Origin of the sequence: Oceanospirillum sp., assembly GCF_048265165.1 — a bacterium.
Taxonomy (GTDB): domain Bacteria; phylum Pseudomonadota; class Gammaproteobacteria; order Pseudomonadales; family Halomonadaceae; genus Oceanospirillum.
In genome coordinates this window covers 365,531-391,925 of the sequence record NZ_JBLXCD010000003.1, presented here as the reverse complement: position 1 = coordinate 391,925, position 26,395 = coordinate 365,531, and the positions used below count along the sequence as shown (strand labels likewise).

Here is a 26,395-nt window from a genome sequence, read left to right as displayed (position 1 = left end):
TTCTTCGCCTGAGATAGAGGTTAGATAAGTTTGATCCGGATGCTACAAAATTCGATTCAAAAAATCGATCAGATGATGTGCCGTTTCAGAGCTTTCTGAGCGATAAAATCAAAACCTGGTAACTCACTGGCAAGCCTTCGGAACGGCGCATTGTTTCGTAGGCCTGCTTCAGTGTTAATAGGCTATGCCGGCCGGTCAGACCTGCATCCCCCTCGGAGTAATGAGCGCCTACGCCTTTAATGGAATCAAAGACTGCTCGCAAGTCAGGGTAAAACATCCTCTCGCAATATTGGTCGGTTGCGCTTAGGGTCAGCCCGGCCTGTCGGATCGCGTGTATCAGTGTCTGCTCATCAGTAAAGCGGTTGATATGGGTTTTTTTATCCACCTTTGCCCAGCTTTGTTCCAGTTCGCAGAGAGTTCCGGGAAGCAGGGTGGCGATATGGGCTTCGCCGCCCAATTTCAGAGTTCTGGCGATACTGCTAAACAGGGCGTGATAATCGTTACACCACTGAATTGCCAGACTTGAGAACACCAGATCGAGACTTTCTGCGGGTAATGGTAGTTGCTCGGCATCGGCACACAGCCACTGGATATGCTGGTTGTCGGACTGCTCGTCAGCAAAGCGAAGCATGCCTTCTGCCAGATCCAGTCCGGTAACCCATCTGGCCTGAGTTTGATCGCGAAGCCTGCGTGTCCAATAACCAGTTCCGCAACCGATATCCAGCACACTTTCGATTTCTGATTCATCAGACCCGGCAGTAGGACAGAGTTCCAGCACTTTTTGTGCAATACGTTTTTGGGCTTCTGCCAGCTGATCGTACTGGCCTGCTGCTTTGCTGAAAGCATCGGCAATTTTTCTTTTGTCTCGCTGGCGTGGCTGCTCGGCGGATTGAGGGACTGTTTGCATTTCGGCTAGGGCGGTCATCGTATTCATGGCAGGTTTACCTCACGGGCTGATTCAATTTGAGTCAGGTGACAGGTCATCATCTGCGCCAGTTGTTCCGGCTGACTCAACATGGGTAGATGGCCGCAATGACTGAGTAGCCGGTGATGGTTGAGCTGTTCCGCAATAGTCGTCGGTACCAGAGGGTCATTCTCACCCAATAGCCAAAGTGTCGGGCAGCCGTTTTCTGAGAGGTCACTGTAATTTCTCTGATCGAGAACGGCTAAAGCGGTCAGACCATTTGCCAGGGTTTTAGCTGAGACAGGTCGTTCTTGGGGAGATAGCTCCGTCAGTTGCTTCTTTACTGCCCGCTGATCATTTTCTCCCTGCATCTGCAGTAGCTGAAAACGCTTCAGGATTTTCTCCGGTTGCGTATCAAAACCGGTACGGAACTGGCTCAGCGTTTCTTCCGGCATGGCCGCGGTGTGATCGCCACGCTGTTGAAACGAAGGGTTGCTGCATAACAGTGTCAGGCTGTGGGGCAGAGGCTGAAGCTGTTCCGACAGAAAATGTGCGATCTCCAGCAGTAGGTTGCCACCCAGTGACCAGCCAAGCCAATGGGCATCGGTTGGCAGTTGCAGCTGGTCGATGACTTCCGGCAACTGGGCTCTGTCTCCTGCCCAATCTGATGTTTGGTAGTCCGGGTGATAACCGGGCAGAGCTGGTGTCAGAACCTCCCGTCTGGGGTTCAGGGTTTTCAGTACGCTGATCAGAGGTTGCCAGATAGCTGGTGTTGCGCTCCAGCCGTGCAGCAGAATAAGCGGTTTGTTTGTTATCGAGCGGTTCATGGCAAAACGACCTCAGGTACACCCTGTTGCTGCACGATATCCGCAAGTACCGCTAACAGACGGTCGACCTGCTCTGCCGTATGGCTGGCACTTAAAGTTACCCGCAGGCGGGCGCTGCCTTTAGGCACTGTGGGAGGTCGGATCGCCGTCACCAGAAGTCCGGCGTTTTCCAGCTTATGACTCCAGTTCAGGGTTTCTGCGTCATCACCAATCAGAATCGGCTGAATCGCGGTTGGCGAATCCATAAGTGTCAGGCCCAGCTGCTGAGCACCGGTGCGGAATTGTGCAATAAGGGTGTTTAGGTGCTGACGGCGCTCCGGTTCCTGCTGCACGATGTTGAGGCTTGTGCGTGTTGCTGCGGCGACGGCTGGTGGCAGCGCGGTGGTGTAAATATAGGGACGGGCAAACTGGATCAGGGTTTTGATCAGGGCGTCACAACCAGTAATAAAAGCACCACTGGTACCGATCGCTTTACCTAGCGTTCCCATCAGGATGGGAACCTCATTCTGACTGAAACCGGCACCGATACCCTGACCATTATCACCTAAGCAGCCAAAACCATGAGCGTCATCCACCATTAGCCAGGCGTTGTGTTGTTGGCAGGTTTCAATTAATGGCTGCATGGGGGCACAGTCGCCATCCATGCTGAATACACCGTCGGTGACCACCAGCTTGCGGCCACGGTTATCTGGGCTGGTTTTTTTCAGCAAACGATTCAGATGTCCGGCATCGTTATGCTGATAGCGCTTAAAGCGGGCACCGGAGTGCAGACCGCCATCCAGCAGGGAGGCGTGGTTCAGACGATCCTGAAATACCGCATCACCTTTACCGGCTAGAGCCTGAATCGTCCCCAGATTGGCCATAAAACCGGTGGAAAACAGTAGTGCCCGATCCCGTCCGGTAAACGCGGCCAGCTCCTCCTCCAGGGCGTGATGCTCGGAGCTGTGACCGTTCACCAGATGGGAGGCACCACTACCGACACCGTAACGGCTGGCTGCCTGCTGAAAGCGCTCAATAACACGGGGGTCGTTAGCCAGTCCCAGATAGTCGTTGCTGCAGAAGGTGAGGAGGTCGCGGCCATCCACCTGAGTCTGCGGCTGCTGTGGCCCATTAAGGGTACGGCGCGAGCGATAGAGATGCGCCTTGCGACGCGCCTCTAAGCTTGGGGTAAGCTGCTCGCTTAACAGATCTTTCATGGACTCGGCTTAGACCACCAGGCCACAGGGCTTGCGCTCACGACCTGCTTCCGAGAGATTCGTTTGTGAAGCATCGTAGAACATCTCACCATTTTTCTGTTCGGTGATCGCCTCTTTTAGAGCAGCTTCATGGGTGGCTTCATCCACCGGCGCTTCACGACGTTCCGGGTGAATGCCTAGACGGGAGAACAGTTGGCGATCTTTATCTGCCTGAGGATTGGCTGTGGTCAGTAGGCGCTCGCCGTAGAAGATGGAGTTCGCACCGGCAAAGAAGGTCATCGCCTGCATCTCATCGCTCATCTCTTCGCGACCGGCAGACAGACGGACATGGGATTGCGGCATCATAATGCGGGCCACGGCGATGGTGCGAACAAAATCGATCGGGTCGAGGTCTTCAACCTGATCCATCGGGGTACCCTCGACTTTGACTAACATATTAATTGGCACACTTTCCGGGTGTGGTGCCAGTTTGGACAGTTGGATCAGCATTTTGGCGCGATCCGTTTCCTGTTCTCCCATACCCAGAATGCCACCGGAACAAATCTTCATACCCGCATCACGCACATGGGATAGTGTATCCAGGCGATCCTGATAACTACGCGTGGTGATAATCTGGTCGTAATACTCTGGAGAGGTGTCCAGGTTGTGATTATAGTAATCAAGCCCGGCAGAGGAGAGCTCCTTGGCCTGATCCTCATCCAACATACCCAGAGTCATACAGGTTTCCAGCCCTAAAGATTTAACCCCTTTAACCATTTCCAGAACGGCCGGGAAATCTTTTTTGCTGGGCGATTTCCATGCAGCTCCCATACAAAAGCGGCTGGCACCGGTATCTTTAGCAGCCTTGGCCTGTTGCAAAACTTTTTGAACCTCCATCAGCTGTTCTTTGGCAAGGCCAGTGTTGTAGTGCCCGGACTGAGGACAATACTTACAATCTTCCGGGCAGGCTCCGGTTTTGATTGATAGCAGGGTGCTGACCTGAACCGCGTTGGGATCGAAGTTTTCCCGATGGATGCTGTGAGCCTTAAACAAAAGATCATTCAGTGGCAAGGCGAACAACGCCTCAACTTCTTCAAGAGACCAGTCGTAACGAGGTGTCGTTGGGGAGGGCGCCATAGATACTGTCATGGAAATTCCTGTGCTAAATTCAAAAAGCCTGTTGTTGTATAAGCGTTGCCAAGATCATAGCGAGCATTGAAATCCTGTCAACCTTGTCTTTTCATTATGGTTTACAGTGTTGGCTGTTTATAGATGATGGATAACGAATTTCTTCGGCTATGATGGATGTACTGGTAACCGGGAGATGATTGATATGCGGGGAGTTAAAGAAAGGGAGCTTCAGATGGACAAAGGGATTTGGTGGCAGATACAGGATGCACTTTTTCCCCGCACCTGCCTGTTGTGTCGTGGGAGACTTGATGGGCATGAGACCGTTAGCAGGTTGTTATGTAATGACTGCCTTGGGGATTTTGAATGTAACCGCAGGGCATGTCGTCATTGTGCAGAGCCAATGACTCAAGCTGAGCCTGTATCAGGCACTTTACTTTGTGGGCGCTGTCAGAAAAATCCTCCTGCATTTCATCAGATTTTAGCGCCTTACCTTTATCGTTATCCGGTGAGTGAACTGGTCCAGCGTTTTAAAAGCCAGGATCATATGCTTCTGAATCGTTTATTGAGCGATCTGTTGTCGGATTATCTGATGGGGCAGCTTAATGCAGACATGATTAAACGGCCGGATATTATTCTGCCTGTTCCTACCCATTGGCGTACAAGGTTAAAACGAGGCTTTAATCCTGCGGCCTGTCTGGCTGATGCGGTTGGACGGCAACTGACAATACCAGTAAATATGTCCGTCTTACGTAAGCAGGTGATGACCCGGCCTCAGCATGATTTGAATCGGGAGCAGCGGTTGAAAAACCTTGACCAAAGTTTTGCTTTGCGCCATCAGGCAGAGATACAGGGGCGAGAGGTAGCACTGGTTGATGATGTTGTCACCACAGGCTCTACAGCAGATGTTATTGCATCTCTGTTAAGGGATAATGGTGCTGCTTCGGTGCAAGTCTGGGCTTTTGCCCGAACACCTAATCAACGGCGATAGATCGACCAGGAGTAAAGGCTTCAGTGATGACAGATAAAGACAATTCGGCGGATGTGACACCCTACTACCAGCTGAACCCTGATCGGGTAATGGATGCTGTTGAGTCCCTTGGCTTCTATTGTGATGGGCGGGTTATGGCGTTGAACAGCTATGAAAACCGGGTCTTTCAGGTTGGTATTGAGCAGGCTCAGCCGTTGATTGCTAAGTTTTATCGTCCGGGCCGCTGGAGTGATGCTCAGATTTTAGAAGAGCATCAGTTTGCCCTGGAGTTGGCCGCATCGGGTGTCAATGCCATACCTCCTTTGCTGTGTTCGACAGAGAGTGCAGATAAAGATCAAAGCCTGCACTACTTTGAAGGCTATCGTTTTGCGCTTTTTTCCCGTAAAGGTGGCCATGCCCCGGAGCTGGATAATGAGGAGCATCTGTATGAGTTGGGGCGCTTTTTGGGCCGCATGCACAGTATCGGTGAGGTGAAGCCCTTTATACATCGTCCGGAACTGAATGTGGCAGACTATGCCCGTCATGGTCAGCAGGAAGTGCTGAAAAGCGGATTACTGAAATCCTATCAGTCCCGCTATCAGGCTTTGACGGATGAGCTGCTGACCGAGTGTGACCATCGCCTCAAACAGGTTAGTGCTCCTTTAATCAGGGTTCAGGGGGATTGTCATAGCGGTAATATGCTTTGGCGGGATGGTGAATTGATGCTGCTGGATTTTGATGATTGCCGTATGGCTCCGGCAATGCAGGATATCTGGATGCTGCTTTCCGGTGATCGGGCTCAACAGCAGCAGTGGCTCTCAGAGGTCGTTGAAGGGTATGAGGAGTATCGGGAATTTCCACGTCGTGAGCTGGCTTTGATAGAGCCTTTGCGCACTCTTCGTATGATCTATTACAGCGGTTGGCTGGCGCAGCGTCGTAAGGACCCGGCGTTTATGACTGCTTTCAGTCACTTTGGTGGAGAGAGCTGGTGGCTGGAGCATTTAAATGCCCTTGAACAGCAAAAAATACTGCTCAGGCAGCCATCGATTGCATTGGCTTCTTACATGTAGCCGGTGGCTGTTTATAGACAGCCGGTAAGCGCATCGAATCAATGCATGGTTCGCCGTATAGACAAATGCCTGAATCTCTTTAAACTCTGCCGCCAATATTTTTATTCAGCTGTATCAGGGGTATAAAGCAGGGATGGGTATGTCATCGGTCAGTAAGCGGAATTTACATTCGGTTTTTTTGACGGCTAAGGCGTTGATTGCAGATCATTGGCATCCGGCAATTCTGCTGTCTTCTGTCGTACTGCTGTCCGCCTGTGCTAATACGACGGGTCATCAGGTGGCTCAGCAGGATACATCCGGGATCACTCCCCCGAAAAGCCTGGTACCTCAGCCACCTCCGGGAGGTTTTAGCCCGCTTTTTAATGCAGGTTCAGTATCATCTGTTCAGCCAAAGTCTCAACCTACTGTTGTGCCGTCACCTGTGATTCCATCTGTACCGGTTGTAACGGCTGCAGCGGCAATACCGGCGCCATCCCCTGTTATCAGTTCAGGTATTTCAAAAGAGAGTATCCCGCAAGTAGAAAGCATTCCGCAGGTAGAAAGCCCTCGAGCGGTAGCATCTATCCCAGCAGTAGAAAGCACCTTACCAGTAGAAAGTACCTCGGCGTTTGAGTCGATAGAGGATACAGAAACAGCAACTTGGATATCCCGTTTTCCGGCTTTAGCTAAAGAATATGAACAATATCGGTCTGAGCTGGAAAAAGAGTATCGGCAGTATGAGCAAAAGGTTCAGAACCTGAAACAGAAGGCCAGCCGCTACTGGGGAAGCGGTAATGTCCATGAATCGGGCTCAGGAAAGTATGTGAAGTATGGTACCGGCTATACCAGCCGTGGTGAGGTGGATTTTGTTAACGGTAATATCGTGGTGGAAACCGTTGAAGAGCAAGATCATAAAGAGCGGCTGCAGAATGCGATTGTAACAACTTTGCTGACACCGGATGACGCCCGTGACCCTAACCTTTTTTCTGATCAGGGAATTAGCTACAGAGGGCCTTCTGTATTAGAGGGGCAGGTGCGTGACCATGATGGGGTTATTGTGCAGTGGGAGTGGCGGGCGAACCGTTATGCTGATTGGCTGGTCGAAAATAAGCTACAAAAGGTTAACTCTGGCGGCCACACAGTTTATCGAGTTGAGATTCCGATGGAGGAAAATCACCAGCAGGTACGTGGCCAGAAGTATGAATCTTTGGTGCGCAAGTCAGCACAGCGGTACGGGGTTTCAGAGTCATTGATCTATAGCATTATGGAGACAGAGAGTCATTTTAACCCGTATGCAACAAGTCATATCCCTGCTTATGGGTTGATGCAGGTTGTACCCAGTACAGCAGGGCGGGATGTCTTCGAACGAATCAAAAAGCGCAATGACCAGCCGGACCGGAGTTATCTCTTCAACCCGACCAACAACATTGATACCGGTACCGCTTATCTGAGTATTCTGGATGACATTTATCTGAAAGGCGTGACGCACCCTCTGGCCCGTGAGTACTGCGTGATCTCGGCTTATAATGGTGGTGCGGGTAATGTGCTGCGAACTTTTTCCAGTGATCGTAAGCGTGCCGTAGACGTCATTAATAGTCTGACGCCGCAGCAGGTTTACGTGAAACTAAATCGTAGCCACCCCAGTGCGGAGTCGCGTAAATATATTGAGAAAGTCGTAAAAGCAAAGCAAAAGTATGATGGTATTGCTGTTGCGCAGAATGAGTAGGGCCGGCAGAGAAAAGAGACTTAAGTTTATATAAGCAGCGGAATCAAAAGAGCCCTGGGATAAATTGATCCCAGGGCTCTTTTTGATGGTTCATTCGTTAAAAACGAGTGCTATTGCCCATCTATTGAGCTGCGGCAGCGTCCGGTGCGTGGTTCCGGCGTTGAATATTAATCTGCTCAGTTTGGTTCACAACCAAGGCGATATCCGCAGACTTATTCAGCTTCAGGCGGTAGTCAACACCTGCTTGTAGTACAGCCTGATTACAGGAAGAGCCAACGCAGGGGGTCGTAACTCCCTGGTTGCCAGAATCACTGATGATCACAGCGTCCATCACACCATCAAAAATATGACCGTTGGGCTCCACGCATAAAGCACGATTGACATGCAGGGACAATTTACCCTGATCAATTGCTGCATCCGCAGAAAGCAGGCAGCGCTCGGGTAGCGTGGCGCCGGTTTCTGATCCGGTAGATTTCAGCAGCAGGTGCGACACAGTTTCGCCTTGAGAGATGTTCTTATCCATCAGAACCTGTACTTTCAGAACCGTGTCTGTGGGCAGTTGATAACCTTCTGCTGGGGATGTGTCAGCAAAAGTGGGTAGGCAGGCTCCTAGCAGGGCAACAGATGTCAGTAATCGTTTCATAGCTCACCGTCTCTTCAGTACAGGTTTTGTACCCGGCTTTAAGCACCTATGGGTACAGAGTTATCTGATCTCTGTGGTTAAATTAAAACGTATAACCACAGGTTGGATTCACAATGTCAGGCTGCACAAGATATTTAAGGCTGTTCAGCGCTGATTTATCAGTGATAAGTCAGCATGTTTTGGCTGCAAGTAAATACTCGCAACCTGATGATCTGGCTTAACGCGTGCGCAGTATAACAGATCCGGCTGATTTATCTTTTGCGTCTTGGCCTGAACCGGAGTTTGGTATCCGTAATAGGTTTGACTATTAAAGGCCGGATTTTGCGCGCAAAGATTATGCTTGACTGTAACGGTCAGGTAAAATGGACAAATTGTCGCACCCGGATAATCTTTAAAATGCGCTATCATTGCTGCTTTTTTTCAGTATGCAGCTTATCTCTACCTTGTATAACTTCTGCAGTTTTAATAAGCGCCTGAACATCAGGCTTAGGCAGACTTTATATCAGCTAGATTTTATATACCTTGATTTTGATTAACACTAAGGCATTGCCATGACAGAAAAACTGACCGGTCTTTACGAAACTATTCTGGCTGAACTGGGTGAAAACCCGGAACGTGAAGGTTTAACGGATACACCTAAGCGTGCAGCAAAAGCGATGCAATACCTTACCAAAGGGTATAACGAAACATTAGAAAGTGTAACTAATGGCGCTGTTTTTGAATCAGAAACAGATGAAATGGTCATTGTTAAAGATATTGAGCTGTACTCTATGTGTGAGCACCATATTCTTCCTTTTATAGGAAAGTGCCACATAGCTTATCTGCCAACAGGTAAAGTACTGGGTTTATCAAAATTTGCTCGTATTGTAGATATGTATGCCCGCCGCCTTCAGATTCAGGAAAACCTGACTAAGCAAATCGCTGATGCGGTGATGCAGGTAACAGAGGCTCGTGGCGTTGCTGTTACTATTGAAGCTAAACATATGTGTATGATGATGCGTGGGGTTGAGAAGCAGAACTCTGTGATGAAGTCCTCTGTTATGTTGGGCGCGTTCCGTGAGTCACAATCGACCCGAATGGAATACCTGCAGCTTATCAGTAACTAAAGAGCTGTTAGCTGTTTGTTTGGGGTTTTAAAGCTGGATAAGGATCTATAATGCCATTACATGCGGTAAGCAATGCTCATGCCGGTCATAATCTGGCGACGATTCAGATTAAGAATTTGCGGCTGCGAACTTATATCGGTATTAATGAAGATGAGATCGTCAATAAGCAGGATATTATCGTCAATATTACGATTCAGTACTTTGCCGATCGCGCCGTAAGTTTTAATCATATTGACGAAGCTCTCAACTATCGCACGATTACTAAAGCTGTCATTGCACATGTTGAGAGTAACCGTTTTGCGCTGCTTGAGCGTCTGACACGTGAGATCCTGGATATTACAATGTCTTATGAGCAGGTTCAGGTTGCTCAGGTTGAAGTGGATAAACCTCATGCCCTGCGTTTCTCTGACTCTGTGTCCATAACGCTGTCAGATCACAGGGATTAGTTTGAGTGAGGTCTTTCACAGAGGCGAGTGATCCTGATGCAATAGATCTTGTATCAGGACTGGTATTTATGCTTTTTTCCACACCGGGTTGCGGTGTATGTGAGTCCCTTAAGCTTAAGCTACCTGTATGGTCTGAAAAACAGGGATACACAGCCCGCTTCGTATGGCTCGATCTCGAACGCTTTCCTGAAGCCTGTAGCCGGTTTCAGGTGCTTTCCGTGCCGACTTTGGTTGTCCGGCTGGATGGGCAGGAGTTGTCCCGTCAGCTCAGGCATATCAACCTGAGTTTGCTTGAGGAACAAATTGAACGTCCTCTGGTACTTTGGTCTGAGTTGTAAAGCCTGAAACTCGCTTTCCCTTATGGCGACTATTGTATTTGTTGGTTTATATCAGGTCTGTCTCTTTTCAGGAGCTCTCTTATGCAAGGCGTTATTATTTCATTTGATGCAGGTATTCAGGAAGGAGTTATCCGTTCTGAGTCTGGCGAAGAGTTTAACTTTGATCTGACTGGATGGCGTGGCCGTGGCCTACCCGATACGGGCGTTGAGGTCAGTTTTGAGGCTCAGGATGGTCATCCTGCGCGACAGGTATTTAATCTGCCGACCGGTCAGCGTAAAGCGATAGGCACTTTGAAGGTGGACGGTCATGAGGTTTCCGTACCCTGGTATAAAAAACTGGGTTTCTAATAATTGATATTTTGTGCACAGCTGCTTGTCGTTACACATGGAAAGGGGATTTTTATATGTTCAGAAAATTAGCACCATTAAGCTTGGCATTGGTTGCCATCAATGCGCAGGCAGACTTCATTGGTCTGCAGGCTGGCGCCGGTATGTGGCAACCTGATTTGAGCGGCAGCTTTCAGTCTGAGGATTCTTCGGCCGCCGGTGTTGATATGGAGCGTGATCTTGGATTCTCAGATACAACCGCTAATAACTTCTATGTGGCTGTCGAGCACCCGGTTCCTTTTCTTCCGAGCTTTCGCCTGGAGCGCACCAGCTTATCTGAAAGTCGCATTAATACCTTGAGCCAGTCGATTTCATTTGAGGGGCAGACCTATACGGCAAGCGCAGAGGTTGATAGCAAGTTAGACCTGAGCCATACCGATTACACGGGTTATTATGAAATTTTGGATGGGCTTGGCTGGTTGAGTGCAGACATCGGGCTAACGATCCGCCATTTTGATGGTGAGATTAGCATTAAAGAGAGGCTCGGAAGTGCCGATGAGTCGGTAACACTTGATGTACCGGTACCCCTTTTATACGGTAAGGGTCAGTTTGACCTTCCTATGGCTCCCTTCCCGCTTGCTGTCGGCGGGATGATAAACTACCTGAGTATCGGTGGTGCTACAGTTTCTGACCACCGCTTATATGTCGCTGCTGCAGCTCCCTGGCCGGTTGAGGTTGGTGGTGAGTTAGGGTATCGCCGTTTTAATATGGAGCTGGATGATGTGGATGGTCTGGATGCTGATATGACAGCAAGCGGTTGGTATGCCAGCGCTACAGTTCACTTCTGATCAAGATGAAAAAAGCGCCAAGTTTTGACTATCGCTTGAGCGCTCTGTCTTTAAACAGCCTTTAGCTTTGAGGCGGAGTAGGGCGACGTCCAACTTCGGCCTCGAGTGTGATCTCCTGCCCTGAACGGTAAACCGTAATCTCTATTTTCTCTCCGGGCCGCTTCTGGGCTATTCGGTTCATCGTGCTACGCCCACTGATAATTTGCTCGCCTTCGACTTTAACAATGATATCCCCCGGTTGCATACCAGCCAGATGGGCAGGTCCATTTCGAAGCAACCCGGCGATCAGAATGCCGCGCTCTTCTCTATAACCAAATGAGCTGGCCAGGGCCGGTGTTAGCTCCTGAACTTCAACCCCAAGCCAGCCGCGAACTACACTACCTTCGCGGATAATATCGATCATAATCTGTCGGCTAAGGTTCGAGGGTATCGCAAAGCCTATTCCCTGAGAGCCACCGGACTTACTGAAAATAGCAGTATTAATACCCAATAACTCCCCCCGAGGGTTAATAAGTGCCCCGCCGGAGTTCCCAGGGTTGATTGCGGCATCGGTCTGAATGAAATCCTCAAAAGTATTGATCCCTAATTGATCCCGGCCTGTGGCACTGACGATGCCCATGGTAACGGTTTGCCCAACGCCAAAGGGATTGCCGATTGCCAGAACGACATCACCGACCTCAATACCATCAGATGGGGCGATAGTGATCACAGGCAAATCCGGTAATTGAATGCGAAGAACGGCTAAATCGGTTTCCGGATCAGTGCCGACCACCTGGGCAATTGTTTCTCTGCCATCTTTAAGGGCGACCTTAATCTCATCGGCTCCGGTAATAACATGATTGTTAGTCAGTACGTAGCCATCAGTGCTGACGATAACACCAGAACCCAGACTGGATTGTAATCTTTGCTGGCGCGGCACGCCGTTATAACCAAAAAACTGTCTGAACGATGGGTCCTGAAGCAACGGGTGCGCGCGTTGTTCTATAATTTTGCTGGTGTAGATATTAACAACCGCAGGGGATGCTTGTTTAACCGCCGAGGAATAGCTGTAGGGGCCGCTGAGTTTAGGAGAGCTGTCTGCCTGAGCGGCCTCCACAAAGACTGGTTGTGGTTTGGTATTACTCTGCTCAGAGTTTGAATGTTGCTGATTAATAGTGAGACCGATCACAACACCAGCGAGAACGGGCCATGACAGATAGTGAAATATTTTTTTCATGCAAAACTCATTGCGGATTCAGACAGGGTTCTGACTATATGGTGTTTCGGTCATAAAATTCAATCCGCGATGCTCATTATCAGGCTATATAAGTCTAGAAGCACTGAGGGTCGCTGTTACAGCAACATATTAATCTTGTCGTTTTATATACCGTTGTGTTTTCGTTTTTTGAAGTTAGAGTGTTTCCCGCTGAGACATGATTTAACTTTACTCTTCGATTTAGGAGTTTTTGATGCTGACATTGACCGATCTGGTGAAACACCTGGACACCTTGCTGGAACCGCAGGCTTATAAAGATTATTGCCCAAACGGACTTCAGGTTGAGGGTCGGGGTCAGATTCTTAGGGTTGCTACAGCTGTCACCGCCAGCCAGAATATTCTGGATCAGGCCGTTGCCGCTGGCGCTGATGCGCTGCTGGTGCATCATGGCTACTTCTGGAAAAATGAATCCCAGACAGTTACAGGTATGAAGTACCGCAGGCTTTCCACATTGATCAAAAATGATATTAGTTTACTGGCTTACCACCTGCCTTTGGATGCGCATAGTGAGCTGGGAAATAATGTCGAGCTTGCCCGTATTTTAGATTGGGAGATCAGCGATGGCCTTGAGGCCGGTAACCCGAGAAGCATAGGGTTAGTTGGTTGGGCAAAGACGGATAAAACACTGGATGAGATTTCTGGTCGCATCCATCGTGAGCTGGGCCGGGAACCCCTGGTGATCGGGGATATTACAAAAGAGATTCGTAAAATTGGCTGGTGTACAGGGGCTGCACAGGGGTTTATTGAAGGGGCGGCTGAAGCGGGCTGTGATCTTTATATTAGTGGCGAAATTTCCGAAAATACAGTGCATGCTGCAAGAGAACTGGGGATTGCCTATATTGCCGCCGGGCATCATGCAACAGAGCGCTATGGTGTGCTCGCACTCGGTCGATGGCTACAGGATAAGTTTGGTATTGAGCATATTGCTCTGGATGAAAACAACCCGGTTTAAAGCCGGGTTGTCTGAGAGCTGAGAGAGATAGCCGCTTGCGTTAGAGGCCTTTAGGGGGCTCTGGTATTTCTTCTCGCTCTAGTCCAAAGTCTTCAGATAAGGTCCCTGATGTCTTTGGTGCGTAATCCATCGGGGCGTGATGATCTTCTTTCGTATAATCAGTCTGCTGTTTATCGTTCTGACGACTTTTTTTGCTGATACGCTTGTACAGAGATGCGTCATCGCAAAAGCTCTCGGCACCACTTTGCAAATGGCTGACTAAATTCTGATAATTTTTTTCCATACCTGCCAGCAGCTCATCAGTCCGGGCAAAATGCTCACTGACGTTCTCATTTAGTCGCACAAATTCCATCTCTTTCTGATTCATGCGCTGTTTAAGATCCGAGTTTTCACCTGTGTTTGTATTCAGTAGGTGATAAATAAGCGCACCAACACCACAGCCCACGATAAAAGTGAGGATAATAAGGGTCCAGTCGATATTGGCTTCCATAAATGACTCCTTAACTACTTGAATGACATCAGCAAAGATCAGAGATGCCTTAACGTTCTGATTATTATACAGGGTAACAGGTTGGGGAGGGCAACCGCTTATTCACTAAAAACGTACCGGCTTCTCGTTATTTATTAGGTGTAATTAAAAAACATGTGACTTTAGGCTAGGTCGAAGGTTGGTGTTTGGGGGTTGCGGCTCAAACCGGTATAATGCCGCCCACATTTTTGGGTCATCGCTGTCATCCTCTTTCGAACCAGAAAGGGAAAACCCTAAACAGCACTAAAAACGTAAACAGTATTACCTGTCGGTTATTGTGATGATATTCGACCCTTTCTGTAACTCTCTCGGAAGCAGGCATATGACACCTTTAGAACGCTACAAACAAGACCTTGAACGCGATGACTTCAGTTATGATCCGGCGCAGGAGATGGCTGTTAAGCATCTGCAGCGTCTGTATGATGATCTGGTAGCGTACCAGCCTCCTAAAAAGTCGCTGTTGAAGAGTCTGTTTGGTAAACCTGAAACTCGAGAGCCGGCCATGGGGCTTTATTTTTGGGGAGGGGTTGGCCGAGGCAAAACATATCTTGTTGATACGTTCTTTGACAGTCTGCCATTTGATGAAAAAATGCGAGTGCACTTTCATCGCTTTATGCAGCGTGTACACGATGATTTGCGTAAATATGATGGTGAGAAAAATCCATTGACTCTTGTAGCAGCAAATCTGGCTTCTGAAATCCGGGTGCTTTGCCTGGATGAGTTTTTTGTCAAAGATATCACTGATGCTATGATTCTGGCTGGTCTGCTGGGTGAGTTGTTCAGAAATGGTGTTGCGCTGGTTACTACCTCGAATATTGTACCAGATGGTTTGTATGAAAACGGATTGCAGCGTGCACGCTTTTTACCCGCAATCGATCTGCTGAAGCAGTATACCGAGGTGGTGAATGTAGACAGTGGTGTTGATTACCGTTTGCGAGCACTGGAGCAGGCTGAGATTTTTCATTATCCATTGGATGCAAATGCTAACGAAAGCCTGTTGAAAAGTTTTAAGAATATTGCTCTGTCTGAGGGGGCTTTGGCCGAGGTGATTGAAGTTAACCATCGGCAGATGACCACTGAGCGGATGCATGATGATGTAGTTTGGTTCAACTTTGATGAGTTATGCGATGGCCCCCGGAGCCAAAATGACTACATTGAACTGGCAAAAGAGTTTCAGACTGTTTTCCTGAGTGATGTACCTCAAATGAAGCGAGATACAGATGACCAGGCTCGCCGCTTTATTAATTTGGTTGATGAGTTCTATGACCGAAATGTGAAATTGATTATCTCAGCTGAAGCGGCTATCCCGGACCTTTATCTGGGGGGGAATCTGAGCTTCGAGTTTGATCGTACTGTTTCCCGGTTACTGGAGATGCAGTCCCATGAATATCTCTCCCGTGAACATCGCCTATAGTTATCGTTGACGGAAAATCGCTTTTCCGTAAATAAAGGTAGACACGGTATAAATTTTCTACATTTTGTCTGCCTAGGTCTTAACTTTAGCAGGTGAAGTCGCTATACTTCGCGCTCCTTTTTTAAGGTAATCAACGTTGCAACGGATCTGCAACCAATAAAAATAGGCAACGGGTCCATCGGGACGGGAATGAATCTCTGATCGTAAGACCAATATAGGCTATTAATTATGAAAACTTTTAGTGCAAAACCAGAGACCGTAAAGCGCGACTGGTATGTTGTCGACGCAGAAGGTCTTACACTGGGTCGTTTGGCTACTGAGCTGGCTCGTCGCCTGCGCGGTAAGCATAAGGCTGAGTACACACCTCACGTTGACACCGGTGACTACCTGGTTGTTGTTAATGCTGAGAAAGTGAAGGTTACTGGTAATAAAGCAAAAGACAAAATGTACTACCGTCACACCGGTTACATCGGCGGTATCAAGTCTATGTCTTTCAACCAGATGATCGATCACGCTCCTGAGCGCGTTATCCAACTGGCCGTTAAAGGCATGCTTCCAAAAGGCCCTCTGGGTCGTGCAATGCAGGCGAAGCTGAAAGTGTACGCTGGTGAGAATCACCCACACGCAGCACAACAGCCGCAAGAACTGAAACTTTAATAGGAAGATAAACATGTCTGCAACTCAGTATTACGGTACCGGTCGTCGTAAGACCTCTACAGCTCGTGTATTTATGCGCGCGGGTTCTGGCAACATCGTTGTAAACGGTCTGCCTCTGGATGAATACTTCGGTCGTGTTACTGCACGTATCGTAGTGCGTCAGCCTCTTGAGCTGACAGAGAACACTGAAAAGTTTGATCTGAATATTACCGTTAAAGGCGGTGGTGATTTTGGTCAGGCTGGTGCTATCCGTCACGGTGTTACCCGTGCACTGATGGAGTATGATGAGACTCTGCGTAAAGCTCTGCGTGAAGCTGGCTACGTAACCCGTGATGCTCGTAAGGTTGAGCGTAAGAAAGTGGGTCTGCGTAAAGCACGTAAGCGTCCTCAGTTCTCCAAGCGTTAATTCGCTTACAGACCTTTTGGGTTTGTTATCAAAAAGCGCTCAGGCCTTTGCGTCTGGGCGTTTTTTTTGCCCGGAACACAACTATCTACTTTTAAGTTGATCTGGCTCAAGAGGCTTTTGAAAGTAGGGTTTAATCTTGCAGCCTTCGCGCAGGTATGCAACTAAGGCATTATTTTTACAGGGTTATATTCACTTGTGTTGCGGTGCTGATTTTTTTACTATTTGTGCCATTTATTTTCCGTGAAAAATGGCAACGGGTTAAGTTGCTTAATTTAAGTTGCATAACCCTTTGAAATTTAACGGGTTGGTTGATGGGAGAGACCTTACGATGAGTAATGACGGCGTAAACAAAGGGCGTCGCCGTTTCCTTCTTGGCGCGACATCTGCAGTTGGTGCAGTGGGCGTTGTGGGGGTAGCGGTTCCCTTTGTAGCATCCTGGAACCCCAGTGCGAAAGCACGGGCAGCGGGTGCTCCGGCTAAAGCTGATATTTCTAAGCTGCAACCGGGTCAGCAAATGACCATTGAATGGCGTGGTAAACCTGTATGGGTTATTAACCGCACGCCTGAGATGATGGCGAATCTGGAAAAACTGAGCGGTCAGCTAGCTGATCCGAATTCAGAAGTTCCTCAGCAGCCTGAGTATATTACAGGCGTACTACGCTCTATCAGGCCTGAGTACGCAGTGATGATCGGTATCTGTACTCACCTAGGCTGTTCTCCTACCTATCGTCCGGAAGTAGCTCCAGCTGATCTGGGTGAAGATTGGGTGGGTGGCTTTTTCTGTCCGTGCCACGGTTCCCGGTTTGACCTGTCCGGCCGTGTTTATAAGGGTGTACCTGCCCCTGTAAACCTTGAAGTGCCTCCCTATAAATACGAGTCTGATGATATTATTGTCATCGGTGTGGATCAGGAGAAAGCATAATGGCTGGTAACCGTAATAAGGGTAATCCAGGCCTGATGGGTTGGATTGATGATCGTTTCCCGGCTACAGCGATGTGGGAAGATCACCTGAGCAAGTACTATGCTCCGAAAAACTTTAACTTCTGGTACTTTTTCGGCTCTCTGGCCCTGTTAGTACTGGTCAACCAGATTCTGACCGGTATCTGGCTGACGATGAGCTTTAACCCAAGCGCCGAAGGTGCATTTGCTTCCGTTGAGTACATCATGCGTGATGTGGAATACGGTTGGCTGTTGCGCTATATGCACTCCACAGGGGCGTCTGCCTTCTTCGTAGTGGTTTACCTGCATATGTTCCGTGGCATGATGTACGGTTCATATAAGGCGCCTCGTGAGCTGATCTGGATCTTTGGTATGGCGATCTACCTGGCGCTGATGGCTGAAGCGTTTATGGGCTATCTGCTGCCATGGGGTCAGATGTCTTACTGGGGTGCACAGGTTATTATCTCCCTGTTTACTGCGATTCCGGCCATCGGGCCTGACCTGGCTCAGTGGGTGCGTGGTGACTTCCTGATCTCTGGTATCACCCTGAACCGTTTCTTTGCGCTGCATGTTGTTGCACTGCCTATCGTTCTGCTGGCCCTGGTTGTTCTGCACATCATCGCTCTGCACGAAGTGGGTTCTAACAACCCGGACGGGAACGACATTAAGAAACACAAAGATGAAAATGGTATCCCGCTGGACGGTATCCCATTCCACCCTTACTACACCCTGAAAGATATTGTTGGTGTAGCTGTGTTCCTTTTTGTGTTTTGCTCCATTATTTTCTATGCACCGACCATGGGTGGCTACTTCATTGAAGCGCCAAACTTTGAGCCGGCTAATGCATTGAAGACACCGGACCACATTGCTCCTGTATGGTACTTCACACCGTTCTACGCCATGCTGCGTGCGATTACGTTCCCAATGTTTGGCTTAGATGCTAAGTTCTGGGGTGTGGTTGTTATGGGTGGTGCGATTGCAATTCTGTTTGTTCTGCCATGGCTGGACAAGAGCCCTGTACGTTCGATGCGCTACAAAGGCTGGATCAGTAAGATTTTCCTGGTTCTTTTCGCAATCAGCTTCGTCATTTTGGGTGTTCTGGGTGCACTGCCTTCTACTCCGGGCAGAACCGCACTGGCACAGTTGTGTACTGCGATCTATTTCGCATACTTCATTCTGATGCCTTGGTACACCAAGTTCGAATCTACTAAACCAGTGCCAGAGAGGGTGACAGGCTAATGAAAAAGCAACTGATTGCACTGATTTTAGCGCTGGTACCGTTTACGGCGCTTGCAGCAGGTGGCGGTCATGTCCACCTGGATAAGATGGAACCTGACCTGTATGACAAGGCGTCACTGCAGAATGGTGCTAAATTGTTCACGAACTACTGCATGGGTTGTCACTCTGCACAGTTCCAGCGTTATGCTCGTACTGCCGAAGATCTAGGTATTCCTCAGGATGTTATTGAAGAAAATCTGATTTTTAGCAGTTCTCTGAAATATAACGATCAGATGCGTATCTCCATGCAGAAAGAAGATGCAGCCGTATGGTTTGGCGCTGCACCGCCGGATCTGAGTCTGGAAGCGCGTCTGCGTGGTGCGGACTGGATCTATACATATCTGCGTAGCTTCTATGTCGACGACAGCCGTCCATGGGGTGTAAATAACACTGTATTCCCTGATGTAGGTATGCCAAACGTTCTGGCTCCTCTGCAGGGGATTCAGGAGAAGGTCTGTGATCCGAACCATCATGTAGCAGAACTCGATCCTCTGACGGGTAACCAGGTTGGTGAAAGCTGCCTGAAAATTACCAAAGAGGGTGCGATGAGCAAGGCCGAGTTTGATAAAGCGGTCTACGATCTGACGAACTTCCTGGTATATGCCGGTGAGCCTTCCAAGCTGGAAAGTAACCGTATTGCACCTTGGGTGTTAGGTTTCATCGTTATTCTGTTCTTCTTTGCATATCTGCTGAAGAAAGAGTACTGGCGCGATATTCACTAATCGTCCGCCAGGGATATGAAGAGCGTGCAGCCCTTTGCGGTTGCGCGCTTTTTTTGCTCTGAGAGCAAAGATATGCTTTTATATTGAGCCTGAAAATTTGATAGGGGTTAGACAATGGGTGTAGCAGCCAAGCGTTCTTCGATGACGTTTTATTCCAACGGTGAAGATCATTACAGCCATCGTGTGCGTATTGTGCTAGCAGAAAAGGGAGTTGCTGTTGATATTCTGGATTGTCCTGAAGCCAATAAGCCTGCTGAGCTGGCCGATATCAATCCTTATAACAGCCTGCCCACTCTGGTAGATCGCGATCTGGTTCTTTATGAGCCGAATGTGATGATGGAGTACCTGGATGAGCGTTTTCCACATCCACCGCTATTACCGGTTTATCCTGTAGCGCGTGCTCAGAGTCGTTTATGGATGCACCGCATTCAGCGCGAATGGTGTGTTCATGTGGATATCATTACCGCTAATAAAGATGAGAAGTCGGTTGAACAGGCACGTAAAGAACTGCGTGAAGGTTTAATTGGCATCAGCCCTATTTTTGAAGAGTTGCCATACTTCATGAATGAAGAGTTCACAATCGTGGATTGCTGCATCGCTCCAATATTGTGGCGTTTGCCTGCTTTGGGGATTGATTTGCCAGAGCAGCAGGTTAAACCACTGATCTCTTATATGAATAACCGCCTTTTTAATCGCGAAGCGTTTCAGGCAAGTCTTTCTGAAGCAGAACGCGATATGCGTCTGTAATTAATTGGATCTGTTATGTCTTCCAGTCGTCCATATCTGATTCGTGCATTACACGAATGGCTTGCTGATAACGATTTGACGCCTTACCTGGCTGTGGATGCCACCATTGAAAATGTGATGGTGCCTTCTCAGCATATTCAGGATGGCCAGATTGTGCTGAACATTGCTATGAGTGCCGTGCGAGATCTGGATATCTCTAATGAAGCCGTTACCTTCTCTGCCCGTTTTGGTGGTGTGCCGCAGCAGGTTTATGTGCCTGCTGCAGCGGTATTGGCGATTTACGCAAAAGAAAATGGTCAGGGAATGGCTTTCGGTCATGAGCCGGAGTTACCAGATCCCGAGCCAAAAGGGCCTGTTGCAGTTGAAACAGAGTCCGTAAGGGAAGAGAAAGAGCCTGAAAGTAAACGACCATCACTACGTGTGGTTAAATAGTTTGCAGGCTAGGTTGGCTTTGGCTGACTAAAAATGGAAAAGGCGTCGTAAGACGCCTTTTTTGTGTCCAGCAATTGAGTATAGAGGGTAGATTAACCCTCCATCGCGCCAAACAGCTGGTAGTCGATCAGGTCGCACAGGCAGTGCATTGCCAGTAGCTGGACTTCCTGGATGCGGCTTGGTTGGTTGGCCGGAATACGAATTTCAAAATCTTCACTGCTGAGCAAAGATGCTACGTCGCCACCATCACTACCTGTTAGAGCGATAACGGTCATACCACGCTCATGGGCAGCCTGTACGGCCTGGACAACATTATTGGACTTACAGCTGGATGTGATGACCAGCAGGATGTCGCCCGGTTGACCCAGAGCCAGAACCTGTTTGGAGAAGATCTCATTAAAGCTACTGCTATTGGCGATAGCGGTCAGGGTTGAGCTGTCTGTTGAGAGAGCCATTGCGGGCAGACTGGGGCGATCTTTCTCATAACGATTGAGCATTTCAGAAGCAAAGTGCTGAGCCAGTGCTGCAGAGCCGCCATTACCACAGGTCAGTATCTTGTTGTCATTGATCAGGCAGTTGACCATTAGTGCACTGGCGTGTTCGAGTAATGGTGGCAGAATCTCGCTGGCAGTGGCCTGAGAGTCGATGCTGCTATGAAAGTTTGCGATGATACGGTCTTGTAAGTCCATGGTGGTTTCTCAAAATTCAGGCTGTGATAGCCGATGGTATCCAGTTGATCTCAAACGCTGTTTTTGGGTTGTGGGTCATAGCTACAACATCAATGCGCCAGGGCGTACTTATTTTGTTTTTCTGACAGTAAAGTAACGCGGTGCGAATCAACTTATCCTGCTTGCTTCGGGTTACTGTTTCTGCCGGGCTGCCGAAATCACTGCTTTTACGAAAACGGACCTCAACAAATACCAAAGTATCGTTGTCGTGCATAACAAGGTCGATCTCCCCTGTTTTGAAATAGACATTACGCTCGATGGGCGTTAGTCCTTGCTGTTCGAGGTAGCACTCGGCAATCTCTTCCGCGCTATGACCGGTTTTCTGTGTAGGTGAACTCATGGGAAGCATCCTTGCTAAGTGTATTCGTTTGCTGTCAGTTGACTGTTGTTTTAACCGTCGCTTTTAGTGCCGGGTGATGCCAGGTATTGGCGCATTACAGGCTTGCCCCGGACAAAGGTAGCCCATTCCAGTTGGCGTTGAATTCTTTGATTTGTACGCATGGAGAGTGCACCTGTTGCTCCGTATACTTTGCTGTCAGGCAAAGCCTGCAGCATTCTTAACCGGCCCGCCAGTTGTAACGCATCGCTGCCCATGGCAAATAGTCGGCCATAACGATTTGTTTCCTCGGGCCAGGCTTTGGTGATCTGATGCTTTAGATTAGAGCTGTTTTCCAGAAACCAAGGGATATCACAGAAGTTGATTCCGTTAAGATCCTGATCTCTGGATGGTGACGCCTTGCCATTATACAAATGCGAGGTGGCGTAGACCGGCAGATCTGCTGCGTAATAAAAAGCCAGTGCAGGTTTGACCTGGCGTGCGGTGGCAGGGGTTGCGACCAGAAACATCATATCAACATCCTGGCGACGACGGGGTTCAAACTCTATTTTCTGATCAAGGATCTGGCTTATGCGACGCCACCGGCGTTCACTCTTGTCGACCTCCAGCATTTTTTCAATAGTGAGGCCCAGATTGGTCTTATTGGAATACATAGCTGTTTCTGCCACGGTACCGCCCTGCTCAGACCAGGTTGTTTCAAAGGCGGTTAATGCACGTCCTCCCCAGTCGCTTCCCGGAGTAAGGGTCAGTGCACGTTTCTTGCCATCTTGCCAGGCGGTTACTGCGGCCTGTGATGCCTCATCCTCTGCTGAAATTGCGTACTGGAAAAGATGAGGGTTTACGGTGTTTTCGTAGGTGCCATAGTTGAGTGCCAGTGTTGGCAGCGCAAGTGATCCACGCTTTTGTAGCTGGCTAACCTTACTTTTGGAGAGCGGGCCAATGACAACTTCGGCTCCGGCTGCCATTGCTGAGCGATAAAGCTCATCCAAGCTCATGGTATTGCTGTCAAAAAAGCTTAGCTTAGGTGTGGCGGCTGATTGTGCTCTTGCATCCACTGATGTGGCGATAATACCGTCACGAATGGCGTTGCCTGCGCGAGCGAGTGAGCCGGATTGAGGCAGAAAAATGGCAATATGCTGAATAGGATTACGGCTGATTTCTACAAGAAATGCCATATCTTTCGGCAGGGCTTTCGCACCCTGGTGGTCACTCCACTGTCCGAGCCAGCGGTTCAGTTCCGTGTTGAATTGATCCAGGTTATTAGCAGCCTCTTTACGAACGCGAGCCAGATCGAGCCACCCGAGTAACTCTCTGTCCTCTTCACTGTCCATCAGCGTACGAATATCGTCCAGGGTTATATTCAAAAGCGATTGCCAGAGTTGCTCATAAGCTTGCTGAGCTGGAAGGCCTGTTTGCTGTCGTGCCAGAGCAAGGTACTCGCGTGCGCTGGATTCATGGTAGCCCAATATGCCGTAGGCATGGGCTCGATAAGCTGTCAGAGACATCTGTTCAGCAGGGGTAAGACGGTCGTAAATCAGGCTGCCGGTGTTGTTCAGCGCAATAAGTGCTTGCCAGCCTTCGCCAGTGCCAAGGCTTAATTCGGCGGACAGAAAGACAAAGCGCTTCTGCAGGCTAAATGGCAGGCGATACGCATGGATTTTAGCCAGAATACCGAGAGCTGCATTTGGCTTGCTTTCCTGTGCTAGAATCTCCGCGGCGCGAAGCTGGTAGATCTGAGATTGATCAAAGCTGGATTGCTGGGCCAGTAGTAAAAGGTCTTCTGCGGTAAGCTGAACTTCCTGTGAGCCTGCGATCCCGGTACCTGACGTTGACTGATTTTTTTGTACACCTGAGCAGGCTGCTAGTAGAGCAATGACAGGTACAGCAAGCCAGCGATAAAGTTTTAAAGATGTTTTAGGGCTTGGGTTAGGGTATCGCTGTTCACTGGCTGGCATAGGTAAACTCTTATTTCGCAAATCATGATGATCGGTATTACGTTCAGAAACCGATATTTCTTTTTCAAAACCGTTAACAGAGGGTTTCAGTATGTCCGAGTCCATATTGTACGTGGTTGCTACGCCGATTGGTAATCTTGCCGATATTTCTGAGCGTGCACTTAAGGTGCTGCGGTCTGTTGACCTGATTGCGGCTGAGGACACCCGGCATACCCGGCAGTTACTGATGCACTTCACGATCAATAAACCTCTGTTTTCAGTGCATGATCACAATGAGCAGCAACGCGTTGAGAAGGTCATTGCAGAGCTGTCAGCAGGGCAGGATATTGCACTGGTTTCTGATGCGGGAACACCTTTGATTTCTGATCCTGGGTTTCATGTGGTTCAAGCGGTTCGGCAAGCTGGTTTTCGGGTGGTTCCTGTCCCCGGACCTTGTGCGTTGGTAACCGCATTATCCGCAGCAGGTATGCCCACGGACCGTTTTTGCTTTGAGGGTTTTTTACCAGCTAAAAGCAGTGGCCGTAAAAAGCAGTTACTTCAGGTAGAAGAAGAAACGAGAACCCTGGTGTTTTATGAATCACCGCATCGGATTGTTGATTCGTTAACCGATATGGCAGAAGTGCTGGGCGGTCATCGCAGGATCACCGTTGCCCGTGAAATTACCAAAACTTTTGAGACCTTTTATACAGGAACCTTGGATGACGTTTTGGTTTGGATTCAAGCTGATGCTAATCAGCAGCGGGGAGAGTTTGTACTTGTCGTTACCGGTGCTCCGGCTAAAGAAGATGAAGAAGCGGCGGCCGTTTCTGCAGAGAAGGTGCTTAAGGTATTGCTTGGTGAGCTGCCTGTTAAACAGGCCGCAGCTCTTTGCGCCAAGATCACCGGCCAGAAAAAGAATGCACTTTATCAACAGGCTCTTGAGCTACAAAAATCCTGATAATGGCGTTGCGATAACAGAATAGAGAGTTGTAGTCAGAGGTCGAGCCTAGGAGAGGGTTGATCGTTAGCCAGTTTTTTTGTGTATGCTGTCGGTTCTCAGGACTTGAGACCCTTTTCAACTTTTTTTGCTTAAAAACTGGTTGTCTGCAGGCTTTGATCCTTATATCCTAGCTCGCTTGGAGTTGGCCAGGCAGTCGCCGCTTTCACAGCTTGCTGTAAAAGGGGAGGAAAGTCCGGGCTCCATAGGGCAGAGTGCCAGGTAACGCCTGGGGGGCGCGAGCCTACGGAAAGTGCAGCAGAGAGCAGACCGCCGATGACTTCTTCGGAAGTACAGGTAAGGGTGAAAGGGTGCGGTAAGAGCGCACCGCGTGACTGGTAACAGTTCATGGCATGGTAAACCCCACTCGGAGCAAGACCAAATAGGAACCCTACAGGTGCGGCCCGCACTGGGTTCGGGTAGGTTGCTTGAGGCCTGTGGTAACGCAGGTCCTAGATGAATGACTGTCCACGACAGAACCCGGCTTACGGCCGACTCCACATCATTTACAGTGCTCCGCCAGGCAACTTGTCTGGCGGGGCTCTGATCCGGTTTAACCGCAAATCAACAATCAGATCTCATCATGACTCAAGCTTTTCAGCACCTGACCGTTTTGTTGAATGAAGCCGTAGAGGCTTTAGTTCACACGCCATCCGGCACCTATGTAGATGGCACCTTTGGTCGGGGCGGCCACTCGCGTCTCGTATTAGAGAATCTCGACGAGCAGGGAAAGCTTTACGGTATCGACAAAGACCCCCGCGCCCTAGAAACAGCCAAAGTGCTTGAAGCAGAAGACAGTCGCTTCAAAGTGTTTCGTGGTTCCTTTGCGGAACTGGATCAGTTTGCTGCAGAAGAAGGCGTTTCAGGTCAATTAGATGGTATCTTGCTGGATTTAGGTGTTTCTTCCCCTCAGTTGGATGATCCTGAGCGTGGTTTCAGCTTTATGAATGATGGCCCGCTGGATATGCGTATGAACCCTGATGCAGGTGAGTCTGCTGCAGATTGGGTAAATTCTGCGCCTGAAGCGGAGCTGATTCGTGTGATGAAAGACTATGGTGAAGAGCGTTTTGCCCGCCGTATGGCCCGTGCCATTATTGCGGAACGTAAAATTGAACCCATTACCCGAACGGGCCGTTTGGCTCAGATTGTTAAAGAAGCGAATCCGGCATGGGAGAAGGGGAAGCATCCTGCGACCCGTGCTTTTCAGGGGATTCGGATCCATATCAATCGTGAGCTGGAAGACCTTGAAATTTGCCTGCAGCAATCACTGGATTTGCTTAAAGTGGGTGGCCGTCTGGTGGTGATCAGTTTTCACTCACTGGAAGACCGTTTAGTTAAGCGCTTTATGCGGGATATGGCTAAAGGGGATACCCATTTGCCGCCGGGCGTCCCTTTTACTCAGGAGCAGCTGAATATTCGCCTGAAATTGCTGAGCAAGGCGATTAAGCCGTCTAAGCAGGAAGTTCAGGCCAATCCACGCTCCCGCAGTGCTGTTATGCGGGTTGCTGAGCGCGTTGCCTGATCATAGGCTCGCTTTGATTTATGTTGCACTGAGCACAGGCTTTAGAGAGAACACAATGC

General features: G+C 49.1%; 29 protein-coding genes and 1 other RNA gene. 20 read left to right on the top strand and 10 right to left on the bottom strand.

The genetic code is table 11. From position 1 onward, the window contains the following. Nucleotides 1-85: 85 nt before the first annotated feature. From bioC to bioB, 4 genes are read right to left on the bottom strand one after another with little or no spacing between them, the layout of a single operon-like run. Entirely contained in the window at nt 86-934 is an 849-nt protein-coding gene (gene bioC / locus ACN0R8_RS08795; protein ID WP_417596704.1) for a malonyl-ACP O-methyltransferase BioC, read from the bottom strand. Next, nucleotides 931-1,731 carry an alpha/beta fold hydrolase gene (locus ACN0R8_RS08790; RefSeq protein ID WP_417596703.1) on the bottom strand — a complete coding sequence of 267 codons (801 nt, stop codon included), beginning with the start codon at nt 1,729-1,731 and terminating at the stop codon, nt 931-933. Before ACN0R8_RS08790 ends, bioC begins: the two co-directional genes overlap by 4 nt. Next, nucleotides 1,728-2,927 (bottom strand): 8-amino-7-oxononanoate synthase, encoded by a 1,200-nt coding sequence (gene bioF / locus ACN0R8_RS08785; protein ID WP_417596702.1) that lies wholly within the window; start codon nt 2,925-2,927, stop codon nt 1,728-1,730. The genes ACN0R8_RS08790 and bioF overlap by 4 nt, the downstream gene beginning before the upstream one ends. Nucleotides 2,928-2,936: 9 nt before the next feature. Then, nucleotides 2,937-4,055: a biotin synthase BioB gene (bioB, locus tag ACN0R8_RS08780; protein ID WP_417596701.1), complete on the bottom strand. Its 1,119-nt coding sequence runs from the start codon at nt 4,053-4,055 to the stop codon at nt 2,937-2,939. Between the two features lie 214 nt (nt 4,056-4,269). On the opposite strand from bioB, the gene ACN0R8_RS08775 reads away from it, so the two are divergent. The 3 genes from ACN0R8_RS08775 to mltC all read left to right on the top strand — a co-directional run bounded on the left by ACN0R8_RS08775 (nt 4,270) and on the right by mltC (nt 7,779). Further along, complete coding sequence (locus ACN0R8_RS08775; RefSeq protein ID WP_417596700.1) at nt 4,270-5,025, top strand: double zinc ribbon domain-containing protein; 756 nt, start codon at nt 4,270-4,272, stop codon at nt 5,023-5,025. 26 nt (nt 5,026-5,051) lie between these two features. After that, nucleotides 5,052-6,074: a serine/threonine protein kinase gene (locus tag ACN0R8_RS08770; RefSeq protein ID WP_417596699.1), complete on the top strand. Its 1,023-nt coding sequence runs from the start codon at nt 5,052-5,054 to the stop codon at nt 6,072-6,074. A gap of 139 nt (nt 6,075-6,213) precedes the next feature. Further along, complete coding sequence (gene mltC / locus ACN0R8_RS08765) at nt 6,214-7,779, top strand: membrane-bound lytic murein transglycosylase MltC (RefSeq protein ID WP_417596698.1); 1,566 nt, start codon at nt 6,214-6,216, stop codon at nt 7,777-7,779. 121 nt (nt 7,780-7,900) lie between these two features. Here the strand turns inward: mltC and ACN0R8_RS08760 are convergent, their stop codons facing one another. Then, complete coding sequence (locus tag ACN0R8_RS08760) at nt 7,901-8,422, bottom strand: hypothetical protein (protein ID WP_417596697.1); 522 nt, start codon at nt 8,420-8,422, stop codon at nt 7,901-7,903. A gap of 551 nt (nt 8,423-8,973) precedes the next feature. Here ACN0R8_RS08760 and folE point away from each other — a divergent pair. The 5 genes from folE to ACN0R8_RS08735 all read left to right on the top strand — a co-directional run bounded on the left by folE (nt 8,974) and on the right by ACN0R8_RS08735 (nt 11,487). Then, nucleotides 8,974-9,528 (top strand): GTP cyclohydrolase I FolE, encoded by a 555-nt coding sequence (gene folE / locus ACN0R8_RS08755; protein WP_417596696.1) that lies wholly within the window; start codon nt 8,974-8,976, stop codon nt 9,526-9,528. A gap of 50 nt (nt 9,529-9,578) precedes the next feature. Next, nucleotides 9,579-9,974: a dihydroneopterin triphosphate 2'-epimerase gene (gene folX, locus ACN0R8_RS08750; protein ID WP_077242887.1), complete on the top strand. Its 396-nt coding sequence runs from the start codon at nt 9,579-9,581 to the stop codon at nt 9,972-9,974. Nucleotides 9,975-10,042: 68 nt separating this feature from the next. Further along, on the top strand, nt 10,043-10,312 hold the full coding sequence (locus ACN0R8_RS08745; protein WP_417596695.1) for a thioredoxin family protein: 270 nt from the start codon (nt 10,043-10,045) through the stop codon (nt 10,310-10,312). Nucleotides 10,313-10,393: 81 nt separating this feature from the next. Further along, nucleotides 10,394-10,660, top strand: coding sequence for a hypothetical protein (locus ACN0R8_RS08740; RefSeq protein WP_417596694.1), 267 nt, complete (start codon nt 10,394-10,396; stop codon nt 10,658-10,660). Nucleotides 10,661-10,716: 56 nt separating this feature from the next. Continuing rightward, the gene (locus ACN0R8_RS08735) at nt 10,717-11,487 is read left to right on the top strand and encodes a TIGR04219 family outer membrane beta-barrel protein (RefSeq protein ID WP_417596693.1); all 771 of its coding nucleotides are present in this window, start codon (nt 10,717-10,719) and stop codon (nt 11,485-11,487) included. A 61-nt stretch (nt 11,488-11,548) separates the two neighbouring features. Here ACN0R8_RS08735 and ACN0R8_RS08730 read toward each other — a convergent pair whose 3' ends face one another. Further along, nucleotides 11,549-12,703 carry a Do family serine endopeptidase gene (locus ACN0R8_RS08730; RefSeq protein ID WP_417596692.1) on the bottom strand — a complete coding sequence of 385 codons (1,155 nt, stop codon included), beginning with the start codon at nt 12,701-12,703 and terminating at the stop codon, nt 11,549-11,551. A 229-nt stretch (nt 12,704-12,932) separates the two neighbouring features. Between ACN0R8_RS08730 and ACN0R8_RS08725 the strand changes: the two genes are divergently transcribed. Next, nucleotides 12,933-13,694, top strand: a complete 762-nt coding sequence (locus tag ACN0R8_RS08725; protein WP_417596691.1) for a Nif3-like dinuclear metal center hexameric protein — start codon at nt 12,933-12,935, stop codon at nt 13,692-13,694. 40 nt (nt 13,695-13,734) lie between these two features. On the opposite strand, the gene ACN0R8_RS08720 is transcribed toward ACN0R8_RS08725, so the two are convergent. Continuing rightward, complete coding sequence (locus tag ACN0R8_RS08720; RefSeq protein ID WP_417596690.1) at nt 13,735-14,184, bottom strand: YhcB family protein; 450 nt, start codon at nt 14,182-14,184, stop codon at nt 13,735-13,737. 361 nt (nt 14,185-14,545) lie between these two features. On the opposite strand from ACN0R8_RS08720, the gene zapE reads away from it, so the two are divergent. The 8 genes from zapE to ACN0R8_RS08680 all read left to right on the top strand — a co-directional run bounded on the left by zapE (nt 14,546) and on the right by ACN0R8_RS08680 (nt 20,818). Further along, entirely contained in the window at nt 14,546-15,637 is a 1,092-nt protein-coding gene (gene zapE / locus ACN0R8_RS08715) for a cell division protein ZapE (protein ID WP_417596688.1), read from the top strand. A gap of 228 nt (nt 15,638-15,865) precedes the next feature. Further along, complete coding sequence (gene rplM / locus ACN0R8_RS08710) at nt 15,866-16,294, top strand: 50S ribosomal protein L13 (RefSeq protein WP_077242879.1); 429 nt, start codon at nt 15,866-15,868, stop codon at nt 16,292-16,294. Nucleotides 16,295-16,307: 13 nt separating this feature from the next. After that, complete coding sequence (gene rpsI, locus ACN0R8_RS08705; protein WP_077242878.1) at nt 16,308-16,700, top strand: 30S ribosomal protein S9; 393 nt, start codon at nt 16,308-16,310, stop codon at nt 16,698-16,700. 328 nt (nt 16,701-17,028) lie between these two features. Then, on the top strand, nt 17,029-17,622 hold the full coding sequence (petA, locus tag ACN0R8_RS08700; RefSeq protein ID WP_417596687.1) for a ubiquinol-cytochrome c reductase iron-sulfur subunit: 594 nt from the start codon (nt 17,029-17,031) through the stop codon (nt 17,620-17,622). Beyond that, nucleotides 17,622-18,878, top strand: coding sequence for a cytochrome b (locus tag ACN0R8_RS08695; RefSeq protein ID WP_077242876.1), 1,257 nt, complete (start codon nt 17,622-17,624; stop codon nt 18,876-18,878). Before petA ends, ACN0R8_RS08695 begins: the two co-directional genes overlap by 1 nt. Continuing rightward, a complete protein-coding gene (locus ACN0R8_RS08690; protein WP_077242875.1) occupies nt 18,878-19,639 on the top strand; it encodes a cytochrome c1 in 762 nt (253 codons plus the stop codon). Before ACN0R8_RS08695 ends, ACN0R8_RS08690 begins: the two co-directional genes overlap by 1 nt. A 114-nt stretch (nt 19,640-19,753) precedes the next feature. Beyond that, a complete protein-coding gene (locus ACN0R8_RS08685; protein WP_417596686.1) occupies nt 19,754-20,386 on the top strand; it encodes a glutathione S-transferase N-terminal domain-containing protein in 633 nt (210 codons plus the stop codon). A gap of 15 nt (nt 20,387-20,401) precedes the next feature. Next, nucleotides 20,402-20,818 (top strand): ClpXP protease specificity-enhancing factor, encoded by a 417-nt coding sequence (locus ACN0R8_RS08680; protein WP_417596685.1) that lies wholly within the window; start codon nt 20,402-20,404, stop codon nt 20,816-20,818. Between the two features lie 92 nt (nt 20,819-20,910). Here ACN0R8_RS08680 and ACN0R8_RS08675 read toward each other — a convergent pair whose 3' ends face one another. From ACN0R8_RS08675 to ACN0R8_RS08665, 3 genes are read right to left on the bottom strand one after another with little or no spacing between them, the layout of a single operon-like run. Beyond that, entirely contained in the window at nt 20,911-21,507 is a 597-nt protein-coding gene (locus ACN0R8_RS08675; protein WP_417596684.1) for a phosphoheptose isomerase, read from the bottom strand. Between the two features lie 16 nt (nt 21,508-21,523). After that, nucleotides 21,524-21,886, bottom strand: a complete 363-nt coding sequence (locus ACN0R8_RS08670) for a YraN family protein (RefSeq protein WP_417596683.1) — start codon at nt 21,884-21,886, stop codon at nt 21,524-21,526. A gap of 50 nt (nt 21,887-21,936) precedes the next feature. After that, on the bottom strand, nt 21,937-23,838 hold the full coding sequence (locus ACN0R8_RS08665; protein ID WP_417596682.1) for a penicillin-binding protein activator: 1,902 nt from the start codon (nt 23,836-23,838) through the stop codon (nt 21,937-21,939). 91 nt (nt 23,839-23,929) lie between these two features. Here ACN0R8_RS08665 and rsmI point away from each other — a divergent pair, with 91 nt between their 5' ends. From rsmI to rsmH, 3 genes are all read left to right on the top strand, one after another. Continuing rightward, nucleotides 23,930-24,775, top strand: a complete 846-nt coding sequence (rsmI, locus tag ACN0R8_RS08660; RefSeq protein ID WP_417596681.1) for a 16S rRNA (cytidine(1402)-2'-O)-methyltransferase — start codon at nt 23,930-23,932, stop codon at nt 24,773-24,775. A 180-nt stretch (nt 24,776-24,955) separates the two neighbouring features. Further along, nucleotides 24,956-25,317, top strand: an RNA gene (rnpB, locus tag ACN0R8_RS08655) — RNase P RNA component class A. A gap of 80 nt (nt 25,318-25,397) precedes the next feature. Continuing rightward, the gene (rsmH, locus tag ACN0R8_RS08650) at nt 25,398-26,336 is read left to right on the top strand and encodes a 16S rRNA (cytosine(1402)-N(4))-methyltransferase RsmH (protein WP_417596679.1); all 939 of its coding nucleotides are present in this window, start codon (nt 25,398-25,400) and stop codon (nt 26,334-26,336) included. The last annotated feature ends 59 nt before the right edge of the window (nt 26,337-26,395 follow it).

Coding starts and splice junctions, on each gene's coding strand:
- ACN0R8_RS08790 (WP_417596703.1), bottom strand. CDS start 1,731: ATGAACCGCTCGATAACAAACAAACCGCTTATTCTGCTGCACGGCTGG.
- bioB (WP_417596701.1), bottom strand. CDS start 4,055: ATGACAGTATCTATGGCGCCCTCCCCAACGACACCTCGTTACGACTGG.
- ACN0R8_RS08665 (WP_417596682.1), bottom strand. CDS start 23,838: ATGCCAGCCAGTGAACAGCGATACCCTAACCCAAGCCCTAAAACATCT.
- zapE (WP_417596688.1), top strand. CDS start 14,546: ATGACACCTTTAGAACGCTACAAACAAGACCTTGAACGCGATGACTTC.
- ACN0R8_RS08775 (WP_417596700.1), top strand. CDS start 4,270: ATGGACAAAGGGATTTGGTGGCAGATACAGGATGCACTTTTTCCCCGC.
- rpsI (WP_077242878.1), top strand. CDS start 16,308: ATGTCTGCAACTCAGTATTACGGTACCGGTCGTCGTAAGACCTCTACA.
- ACN0R8_RS08735 (WP_417596693.1), top strand. CDS start 10,717: ATGTTCAGAAAATTAGCACCATTAAGCTTGGCATTGGTTGCCATCAAT.
- rsmH (WP_417596679.1), top strand. CDS start 25,398: ATGACTCAAGCTTTTCAGCACCTGACCGTTTTGTTGAATGAAGCCGTA.
- ACN0R8_RS08680 (WP_417596685.1), top strand. CDS start 20,402: ATGTCTTCCAGTCGTCCATATCTGATTCGTGCATTACACGAATGGCTT.
- rplM (WP_077242879.1), top strand. CDS start 15,866: ATGAAAACTTTTAGTGCAAAACCAGAGACCGTAAAGCGCGACTGGTAT.
- petA (WP_417596687.1), top strand. CDS start 17,029: ATGAGTAATGACGGCGTAAACAAAGGGCGTCGCCGTTTCCTTCTTGGC.
- bioF (WP_417596702.1), bottom strand. CDS start 2,927: ATGAAAGATCTGTTAAGCGAGCAGCTTACCCCAAGCTTAGAGGCGCGT.
- ACN0R8_RS08675 (WP_417596684.1), bottom strand. CDS start 21,507: ATGGACTTACAAGACCGTATCATCGCAAACTTTCATAGCAGCATCGAC.
- bioC (WP_417596704.1), bottom strand. CDS start 934: ATGAATACGATGACCGCCCTAGCCGAAATGCAAACAGTCCCTCAATCC.
- folX (WP_077242887.1), top strand. CDS start 9,579: ATGCCATTACATGCGGTAAGCAATGCTCATGCCGGTCATAATCTGGCG.
- ACN0R8_RS08760 (WP_417596697.1), bottom strand. CDS start 8,422: ATGAAACGATTACTGACATCTGTTGCCCTGCTAGGAGCCTGCCTACCC.
- ACN0R8_RS08685 (WP_417596686.1), top strand. CDS start 19,754: ATGGGTGTAGCAGCCAAGCGTTCTTCGATGACGTTTTATTCCAACGGT.
- ACN0R8_RS08770 (WP_417596699.1), top strand. CDS start 5,052: ATGACAGATAAAGACAATTCGGCGGATGTGACACCCTACTACCAGCTG.
- ACN0R8_RS08720 (WP_417596690.1), bottom strand. CDS start 14,184: ATGGAAGCCAATATCGACTGGACCCTTATTATCCTCACTTTTATCGTG.
- ACN0R8_RS08740 (WP_417596694.1), top strand. CDS start 10,394: ATGCAAGGCGTTATTATTTCATTTGATGCAGGTATTCAGGAAGGAGTT.
- ACN0R8_RS08690 (WP_077242875.1), top strand. CDS start 18,878: ATGAAAAAGCAACTGATTGCACTGATTTTAGCGCTGGTACCGTTTACG.
- ACN0R8_RS08695 (WP_077242876.1), top strand. CDS start 17,622: ATGGCTGGTAACCGTAATAAGGGTAATCCAGGCCTGATGGGTTGGATT.
- mltC (WP_417596698.1), top strand. CDS start 6,214: ATGTCATCGGTCAGTAAGCGGAATTTACATTCGGTTTTTTTGACGGCT.
- ACN0R8_RS08745 (WP_417596695.1), top strand. CDS start 10,043: ATGCTTTTTTCCACACCGGGTTGCGGTGTATGTGAGTCCCTTAAGCTT.
- ACN0R8_RS08670 (WP_417596683.1), bottom strand. CDS start 21,886: ATGAGTTCACCTACACAGAAAACCGGTCATAGCGCGGAAGAGATTGCC.
- ACN0R8_RS08730 (WP_417596692.1), bottom strand. CDS start 12,703: ATGAAAAAAATATTTCACTATCTGTCATGGCCCGTTCTCGCTGGTGTT.
- folE (WP_417596696.1), top strand. CDS start 8,974: ATGACAGAAAAACTGACCGGTCTTTACGAAACTATTCTGGCTGAACTG.
- rsmI (WP_417596681.1), top strand. CDS start 23,930: ATGTCCGAGTCCATATTGTACGTGGTTGCTACGCCGATTGGTAATCTT.